We start from the raw sequence: 7783 nt of genomic DNA on the forward strand, positions 1-7783 counted from the left end.
CGGCACCGAGATCGGTTGCGGCCGTGGCGGTGCGGGCGTGGGCGGCGGCCAGCTCGAGCAGGTCGGCGGCGATCGCGCGGATCTGCGGGTCGGCCAGGCCGTGGCGCGCCCCCTGCGACCATTGCCCGGCGGCCGGGCCGGCGAGGCGGGTGGCCTCGGCGACGACCTCCGGGCTCGACAGCAGTGCGTCGAACAGGTGGATCGGGACGGTCCAGTCCTCGGCGGGCTGGGCGTCCAGGTAGCGGATCTCGAAGTAGCCGGACGCGCGGACCGGCGGGAACAGCGTGGTCAGGTGGTAGCGCAGATCGTCGGCGCCGGGGCGGCGGCCGACCTCGTCGTCGAGGGCGCCGGACAGCCAGTCGGCGAAGGTCGCGCCGGGCGGCGGCGACCAGTCCGGGCAGCCCGGCGCCTGCCGGTTTCCTGGCTCGTCCGGTCTTCGCACGCACAGCAGCGGCACGTCCATGGCCCAGCGGGCGTAGCCGGTGATCGGGTCGGCCCAGTCCTGCACGGGCGGGCGGGTGCGGGCGTTGTCCAACCGCAGCCAGGTGCGCATGCGCTGGGAGGCCCAGGCGCCGGGCGGGGCACCGTGCAGGGCGGGCGAACAGGCGAACGCGGCCACCAAGGCGGGACCGGCCGCGTACAGCATCGTCCAGCGCGCGGCCACCTCGGCGGCGTCGGCGCCCGCGTCCACGCTGACCTGCGTGGCGGCGGTATTGCACATCATGAGCTTGCCGAACGGGCCGACGCCGGCGAAGAGCCGCTCCATGGCGCGATAGCGGGGCGAGCGGAGCAGGCGGTCGGCGCAGCGATCGGCGTCGGCGGCGCGGTCGACGGGACGGATGCCCGTCGTGGCGAGGAGTTCGGTCAGCCGACCGGCGTCGGCGCGCAGACTCTCGCACAGCGCGGCGGCAGTGGTGAAGGGGTCGCTGGACAATTCGATCTGGCCGCCGGGTTCGACGGTCACCCGGCTGCCACCCGGCAGCGGAAGAGCCGGGGAGCCCGGTACGAGCGACGGTGGTGCGTGGGGTCCGAGAGCGGCGGCGAGGGCGGACAGCCGCGGGCGTGGAGCGGTGAGCGGGGCGGACGCCGGACACTCTCCCTGTACGGTGAGCCATTCCAGTTCGGCGCCGATCAGGGCGGGTGGCCCGAGTTTGAAACACACACCCCCGACGAAGGCCTCCGCCGCCGCGCGCGAGGACAACGCGCCGGAGACATCGACCGAGCCGGTCGGACCCTGATGTTCGAGTGTGACCGCCATGCGAGCCTCCCACCGACGTGGCTGCGGACAGAGCATTCACCGACCAGAACAAGCCTAGCGATCATCGGCGACAAGAAACGACCTGAAAACGGACAACAGGTCCGGATAGGGTCGTCGGCATGCTGGACGATATACGCGTGCGGGCCGACACCCCCGGTCTCGCGGCCGACCCCGACCTGGTCTTTCTCGACAGCGCGGGGTCCTCACTGCCGCCGCGCGTCGTGCTCGACACCCAATTCGGGCATCTGCGCCGGGAAGCGGAGGTCGGCGGGTACCGGGCGGGCGCCGAACGGCTCGACGACCTGGCCGCGGTCAAATCGGCGATCGGCGCGCTGATCGGCGCCGCACCGGCCGATATCGCGCTCAGCGACAGCGCCACCCGCTCCTGGTCGGATTTCTTCCACTCGGTGCCGCTGCACCCCGGTGACCGCATCCTGCTCAGCGGCTCCGAATACGCCGGCAATGCGATCGCGGCCATGCACCGGGCCGCGCAGACCGGCGCGGTGGTCGAGAAGATCCCCGACGACAGCACCGGGCAACTGGATCTCGACGCCTTCGCGACCATGATCGACGAGCGAGTCGCACTGGTCTCGCTGGTGCACGTGCCGACGAACGGCGGACTGGTCAACCCCGCCGCGGAGGCGACCGCGATCGCGCATTCGGCAGGCGCACTGGTGCTGCTCGACGCCTGCCAGTCGGCCGGGCAACTCCCCCTCGACGTCACCGAACTGGGCGTGGACGCGCTTTCGGCGACCGGGCGCAAATGGCTGCGCGGACCACGTGGGACCGGATTCCTCTATGTGCGAACGGATTCCACCGCCGGGATCGTCCCGCAGCGTCTGGACCTGCACAGCGCGCAGTGGACCGCCCCGGACGCCTACGAGCTCGCACCCGACGCCACGCGGTGGGAGTTCTGGGAGCACGATGTGGCGGCCAGGCTCGGACTCGGTGCGGCCGTGCGCTACCTGCTCGACCTCGGTCCGGAGAACGTCTACGCCGCCGTCGGCGAGCGCGCCGCCCACCTGCGGACCGCGCTGGCGGAGATACCGGGAGTCACCCTGCGCGACAAGGGAGTTCGGTACGGCGGCATCGTGTCGTTCACCGTCGACGGCATCGAGGCCACCGAGGTGCGCGACCGGCTCGCGGCCGAGAACATCACCGTCACCGTCAGTTTCGCCTCCTCCACGCTGCTGGACATGACCGCGCGCGGCCTGCCCGCCGTGCTCCGCGCCTCCCCGCACTGCTTCGTGAGCTACGAGGAGCTGGACCGTTTCGTGCGCGCGGTGGCGGCGCTGTAGATGTCCCAGCGGGAATTGATCGTGCTCGGCACCGCGAGTCAGGTGCCGACCAAACAGCGCAATCACAACGGCTACCTGTTGCGCTGGGGCCGGGAAGGCCTGCTGTTCGACCCCGGCGAGGGCACCCAGCGGCAGATGGCCTTCGCCGGGGTCGCCGCCTCGGATCTCACCCATATCGCGCTGACCCACTTCCACGGCGACCACTGCCTCGGCCTGCCCGGCATCGTCCAGCGGATCAACCTCGACAACGTCACCCACGACATCGATGCCTACTATCCCGCCTCCGGCCAGGTGTTCTTCGATCGGCTGTGCGGGGCCAGCTCCTTCTATCGCCACATCGAGCTGCGGCCGCACCCGATCGCCGGGCCGGGTGTGCTCGACACGCCGGAGGCGACCTTCGATCTGCGTGCCGTGGCGCTCTCGCACCCGGTGGAGGCGTTCGGCTACCGGCTCACCGAACCCGCGGGCAGGCGCCTGCTGCCCGACCGCCTGCGCGCGTACGGCATTCACGGACCGCGCATCGCCGAACTCCAACGCGACGGCCGCATCCTCGCCGACGGACGCACCGTCACCCTCGACGAGGTGAGCGAGCCCCGGCCCGGCCAGAGTTTCGCCTTCGTCATGGACACCCGCCTGTGCCCCGGCGTGCTCGAGGCCGCCGCCGAGGTGGACATGCTCGTCATCGAGGCCACCTTCCTCGACGACGAAGCCCACCTCGCCGAAGAACACGGCCACCTCACCGCGGGCCAGGCCGCTCGCGCCGCCGCCGAAGCCGGCGCGCGCACCCTGGTCCTCACTCACTTCTCCCAGCGCTACCGCACCCTCGACGACCACCGTCGCGAAGCCGAAAAGCACTTCCCCGGAGAGATACTCGTCGCCGAAGACCTCCAGCGCATCCCCTTCCCCGCGCGCAGGTGAGCGGCTCGGTACCCCCGGCGCAGCGTGCGAAAACCACCGAACTCCCTTGAGCGCCCGAGTCTCGTGGAATGCTGGGCGGCATGGCCGTTTTCGTCGAATCGCGCCGTTGCCGGGGGGTGGGCTGTTGAACTTCGATGCCGAACTCGATCCAGCGCAAGTGCAGATCGGGTACTACCTCGGGCAACCTCCGGAGCTGGTGTGGCGTGCGCTGACCGAACCCGGCCTGCTCGCCGAGTGGCTCATGCGGCCCGTCGGGTTCGACACCCTCGTCGGGACCCACTTCATCTTCCAGATCCCCACCGACCCGCCGGGTGAGGTCGCCAGCGAGGTGCTGATGGCGCGGCCCGGTGAACAACTCACGCTGACCTGGGTCGACCTGCGCGCCGAGCGGCCCGCGCGCTGGGTGCTCGACTGGAGCCTGGTCCCCCACGGTCGCGGCACCAGGCTGCTGCTGACCCACGGCGGGTTCGATATCCGGCATCCCCGGCAGAAGATGGCGCGCAACGCCATGGAGCGCGGGTGGCGCAGTGCTCTGGGCAGGTTGCGGCAGGTGCTGGACCGCACCGCGAACTGAGTCCGTCGACCTCGGCCGAAAGGCCTGCCGGGTCCGGTCGGCCATGCTGTGACCGGCCCCGCCGACAACCATCCGGTGGGCCGGCCGGGACCGGTGTGACGAATGGGGCTCGGTCCGGACTCACCGATGCCGAGGGGTTAACACGGGGTGTGGCGCGGGGGGATAGTTGGACGAGGCCGGTTCGCGGCGGTGGGCGCGGGGCAGGAGACAAGGAGTCCGACCTTGAGCAAGTTCACCGAAGAGATGTACGCCACGGCACCGAGGTCCGATCGGGGGCTGGTGACCGGGGAACCGGACGTGCCGGTCCGGCACACCTGGGGACAGATCCACGCGGCCGCCCGGCGGATGGCGGGCGCGCTGGCCGCGGCGGGGATCGGGCCGGGTGACGCGGTCGGGGTGCTCGCGGGCATGCCGGTGGACATCGCGCCCGCCTGTCAGGCGATGTGGATGCGCGGCGCATCGATCACCATGCTGCACCAGCCGACGCCGCGGACCGATCTGGCCCTGTGGGCGCGCGACACCGAGACGGTGTTGCGGATGATCCAGGCCAGAGCGGTGGTGCTCGGCGCGCCGTTCGAGGTGGCCGAACCGCTGTTGCGGGAGCGGGGCATCACGGTGGTGACGCTGGAACAGCTGCGCGCGGGCTCGGTGATCGATCCGGTGGACACCGCCGAGAGCGATATCGCGCTGCTGCAGCTGACCTCCGGTTCGACCGGGTCGCCGAAGGCCGTGCGGATCACGCACGGCAATTTCTACGTCAACGCCTGCGCGATGTTCGACCGGGTGAAGTTCCGCCTCGACAGCGACGTGATGATCAGCTGGCTGCCGCTGTTCCACGACATGGGCATGGTCGGGTTCCTCAGCACACCCATGCAATTCGGCGCCGAAGTGGTGTGCGTGACGCCGCTGGACTTCCTGCGCAGACCGCTGCTGTGGGCCGAGCTGATCCACCGGTATCGCGGAACCGTCACCGCGGCGCCCAATTTCGCGTACTCCCTGCTGGCCCGCCGGTTGGCGCAGGCCGAGCCGGGTTCGCTCGACCTGAGCTGCGTGCGCTACATGTGGAACGGCGCCGAACCGGTGGACGCGGACACCATGAACGCGATGGCGCGGGCGGGCGCCCCGTTCGGCCTCGACCCGATGGCGCTGACCCCGGTCTACGGCATGGCCGAGACCACGCTCGCCGTCGCCATCCCGGATCCGGGTAAGGGACAGGTGCTCGATCTGGTCGACGCCGATCTGCTCGAAGCGGTCGGCAAGGCGGTGCCGGTCACCGACCGCGGGCATCACGGTGCGGTGCGCCGCCTGCCCACCCTCGGCTACCTGGTCGACAACCTGGCGGGCCGGGTCGTCGACGCCGACCGCAATCCGCTGCCCAGCCGTTCGGTCGGCGTCATCGAACTGCGCGGGCCCGCCGTCACCGACGGGTACATCACGGTGGACGGTTTCCGGCCGGCCCAGGACGCCGACGGCTGGCTCGACACCGGCGACGTCGGCTACTTCACCGACGACGGCCTGGTGGTGGTGTGCGGTCGGGTCAAGGACGTCATCATCATGGCCGGGCGCAATATCTTCCCCACCGATGTGGAGCGCGCGGCGATGCGGGTGGCCGGGGTGCGGCCGGGCAACGCGGTCGCGGTGCGACTGGACGCGGGGCAGAAGCGGGAGAGTTTCGCCGTGGTCGTGGAGTCCAACGAGCACGAGGACCCCGAGGCCGTGCGGCGCATCGAACGCGAGATCGTGCACTCGGTGTTCGCCGAGGTGGGGGCGCGCCCGCGCACGGTCGCGGTGCTCGGCCCGGGGGCACTGCCGAAGACCTCGTCGGGCAAACTGCGCCGCGCGGACACCGCCGCGCATCTGAGGTGAGCAGTCGCACAGCCGCACCCGCGAGGGAATCCGTTGTGGCCCAGAGTGATCCGGATGACAACCGGTAAGGATCCCGGCGTCGGTCGAGTGCTCAGTGCAGCTGGTTCTGCGCGGTCTCCAGGCCGGCGCGGAGCAGCAGCTCGACGGCGTCGGCGGCCTGCTCGACGATCACCGGCACCTCTTTGCGCTCGGCGGCAGCGAACGGCTTGAGCACGAAATCGGCGGGATCCTGGCGGCCGGGTGGGCGGCCGATGCCGAACCGGACCCGCAGGTAGTCCTTGGTGGTGAGGGCGGCGGAGACCGAACGCAGCCCGTTGTGACCGCCCTCGCCGCCGCCGCGCTTGAGCCGCACCGCGCCGAAGGGCAGATCGAGTTCGTCGTGGACGACGATCACCTCGGTCGGCGGCACCGAGAAGAACTTGGCCAGCGCGGCGACCGGACGGCCGGACACGTTCATGAACGAGCGCGGCTTGGCGATCAGCACCTGGCGTCCGTCCAGTCGCACCTGGATCAGGTCCGCGCCGGACTTCTTGTGCACGGCAAAACGGCCGCCGACGCGCTCGGCGAGCGCATCGGCGACCATGAAGCCGACATTGTGCCGGGTCCGCTCGTAGTCGGGGCCCGGGTTACCCAGGCCGACCACGAGCGCCGGCCCGGTCGAAGGGTCGGTCATCGCTGAATGATCCGGCGCTGAACGGTTCGACGCCGAATTACTCGGCGCTCTCGCCCTCGGCGGCCTCTTCCTCGGCGCCCTCGGCAGCGGGAGCGGCGATCACGTTGACGACCAGCAGCTCGGCGTCGCCGGCCAGGGTCACACCGGCGGGCAGCGCGAGCGAGCCCGCGGTGAACTGGGTGCCCGCTTCGGCGCCCTCGACGGAGACCTCGATGGCCTCGGGCAGGTTCAGCGCGTCGGCTTCGATGGAGATGGTGGTGGCTTCCTGGGTCACCAGGGTGCCGGGGGCGGCATCGCCGGTCACGGTGACGGCGACGTCGGCGACGACCTTCTCGCCACGCTTGACGATCAGCAGGTCGGCGTGCTCGATGTAGCGGCGGATCGGGTGCACCACAACGGACTTGGTGAGCGCCAGCTGCTTCGTGCCCTCGATGTCGAGGTTGAGCACCGCGTTCGTGCCGTGCTCACGCAGGATCGCGGCGAACGCCTGGGCGTTCAGCGACAGGTGCTTCGGCTCGGCCTGGTGGCCGTAGAGAACGGCGGGCACGTTGCCCGCGCGGCGGGTGCGACGGGCGGCACCCTTGCCGAACTCGGTACGGACGGACGCTTCGAGAAGGTTGGCGTCGGACATGACTGGATCTACTCCTACGGCTCTTCCGGGCTGGTCAACAGTTCCCGACAGGGTGGGTGGCGCCCTGCATGGTGGGGGTTTGGTCTACTCGTCCGGGCGAAGACCGAACAGGGACGGCCGGAAGCCGCGCCGCGTCGATCACGGTGTCGCACCAGATGCGTCACACGTCTGGAGGACACCCTCGCCGAGACAACCCGAACACCATACCCCAGGCCGGGCATCGGCTCTGAATCGGGAGGTCAGCGCGGCGCGTGGATGCGGCAGGCGTGCACGGCAGCGCCCCGGCGGCCGCGCGGCCGGGCCGCGCGATTAGGCTGGCTCGATTGTCCGCCCTCTCGTCACGCGAAAGGCTCCCCATCGTGACCGCCCCCGAAGACGTCGCCGCGCCCACCCCACGCGGGCTGCCCGCCGAAGTCGCCCGGCGCCGCACCTTCGCGGTCATCTCGCATCCCGACGCGGGTAAATCGACGCTCACCGAGGCGCTGGCCCTGCACGCCAGAATGATCTCCGAGGCGGGCGCCATCCACGGCAAGGCCGGCCGCAAGTCCACCGTCTCGGACTGGAT

The 7783-nt window shown here is 70.9% G+C and carries 8 protein-coding genes; 5 read left to right on the forward strand and 3 right to left on the reverse strand.

The genetic code is table 11. The annotated features are described in order from the left end of the window. Positions 1-1258, reverse strand: a 1258-nt coding sequence (gene egtA, locus ON26_RS22645) for an ergothioneine biosynthesis glutamate--cysteine ligase EgtA (RefSeq protein WP_040798308.1), incomplete at its 3' end; no start/stop codon positions are given. Positions 1259-1377: 119 nt separating this feature from the next. On the opposite strand from egtA, the gene ON26_RS22650 reads away from it, so the two are divergent. The 4 genes from ON26_RS22650 to ON26_RS22665 all read left to right on the forward strand — a co-directional run bounded on the left by ON26_RS22650 (position 1378) and on the right by ON26_RS22665 (position 5914). After that, positions 1378-2556 (forward strand): aminotransferase class V-fold PLP-dependent enzyme, encoded by a 1179-nt coding sequence (locus ON26_RS22650; RefSeq protein ID WP_040798309.1) that lies wholly within the window; start codon positions 1378-1380, stop codon positions 2554-2556. Next, the gene (locus ON26_RS22655) at positions 2557-3474 is read left to right on the forward strand and encodes a ribonuclease Z (RefSeq protein ID WP_040798312.1); all 918 of its coding nucleotides are present in this window, start codon (positions 2557-2559) and stop codon (positions 3472-3474) included. It begins immediately after the preceding gene. 124 nt (positions 3475-3598) lie between these two features. Next, on the forward strand, positions 3599-4048 hold the full coding sequence (locus ON26_RS22660) for an SRPBCC family protein (protein ID WP_040798314.1): 450 nt from the start codon (positions 3599-3601) through the stop codon (positions 4046-4048). Positions 4049-4270: 222 nt separating this feature from the next. Further along, on the forward strand, positions 4271-5914 hold the full coding sequence (locus ON26_RS22665) for a fatty acyl-AMP ligase (protein WP_040798316.1): 1644 nt from the start codon (positions 4271-4273) through the stop codon (positions 5912-5914). Positions 5915-6005: 91 nt separating this feature from the next. Here ON26_RS22665 and pth read toward each other — a convergent pair whose 3' ends face one another. Together pth and ON26_RS22675 are read right to left on the reverse strand one after the other, a co-directional pair. Further along, positions 6006-6587: an aminoacyl-tRNA hydrolase gene (gene pth, locus ON26_RS22670; protein ID WP_040798318.1), complete on the reverse strand. Its 582-nt coding sequence runs from the start codon at positions 6585-6587 to the stop codon at positions 6006-6008. Positions 6588-6624: 37 nt separating this feature from the next. Next, positions 6625-7218 (reverse strand): 50S ribosomal protein L25/general stress protein Ctc, encoded by a 594-nt coding sequence (locus ON26_RS22675; protein WP_040798321.1) that lies wholly within the window; start codon positions 7216-7218, stop codon positions 6625-6627. A gap of 359 nt (positions 7219-7577) precedes the next feature. Here ON26_RS22675 and ON26_RS22680 point away from each other — a divergent pair. Next, the coding region (locus tag ON26_RS22680) for a GTP-binding protein (protein WP_040798323.1) at positions 7578-7783 on the forward strand (206 nt) is incomplete at its 3' end.

The sequence above is a fragment of the Nocardia higoensis NBRC 100133 genome (genome assembly GCF_000308595.1).
Taxonomy (GTDB): Bacteria; Actinomycetota; Actinomycetes; order Mycobacteriales; family Mycobacteriaceae; genus Nocardia; species Nocardia higoensis.

Bases quoted from the DNA above. Each gene is read 5' to 3' on its own strand.
- ON26_RS22650 (WP_040798309.1), top strand. From the start codon at position 1,378: ATGCTGGACGATATACGCGTGCGGGCCGACACCCCCGGTCTCGCGGCC.
- ON26_RS22655 (WP_040798312.1), top strand. From the start codon at position 2,557: ATGTCCCAGCGGGAATTGATCGTGCTCGGCACCGCGAGTCAGGTGCCG.
- pth (WP_040798318.1), bottom strand. From the start codon at position 6,587: ATGACCGACCCTTCGACCGGGCCGGCGCTCGTGGTCGGCCTGGGTAAC.
- ON26_RS22675 (WP_040798321.1), bottom strand. From the start codon at position 7,218: ATGTCCGACGCCAACCTTCTCGAAGCGTCCGTCCGTACCGAGTTCGGC.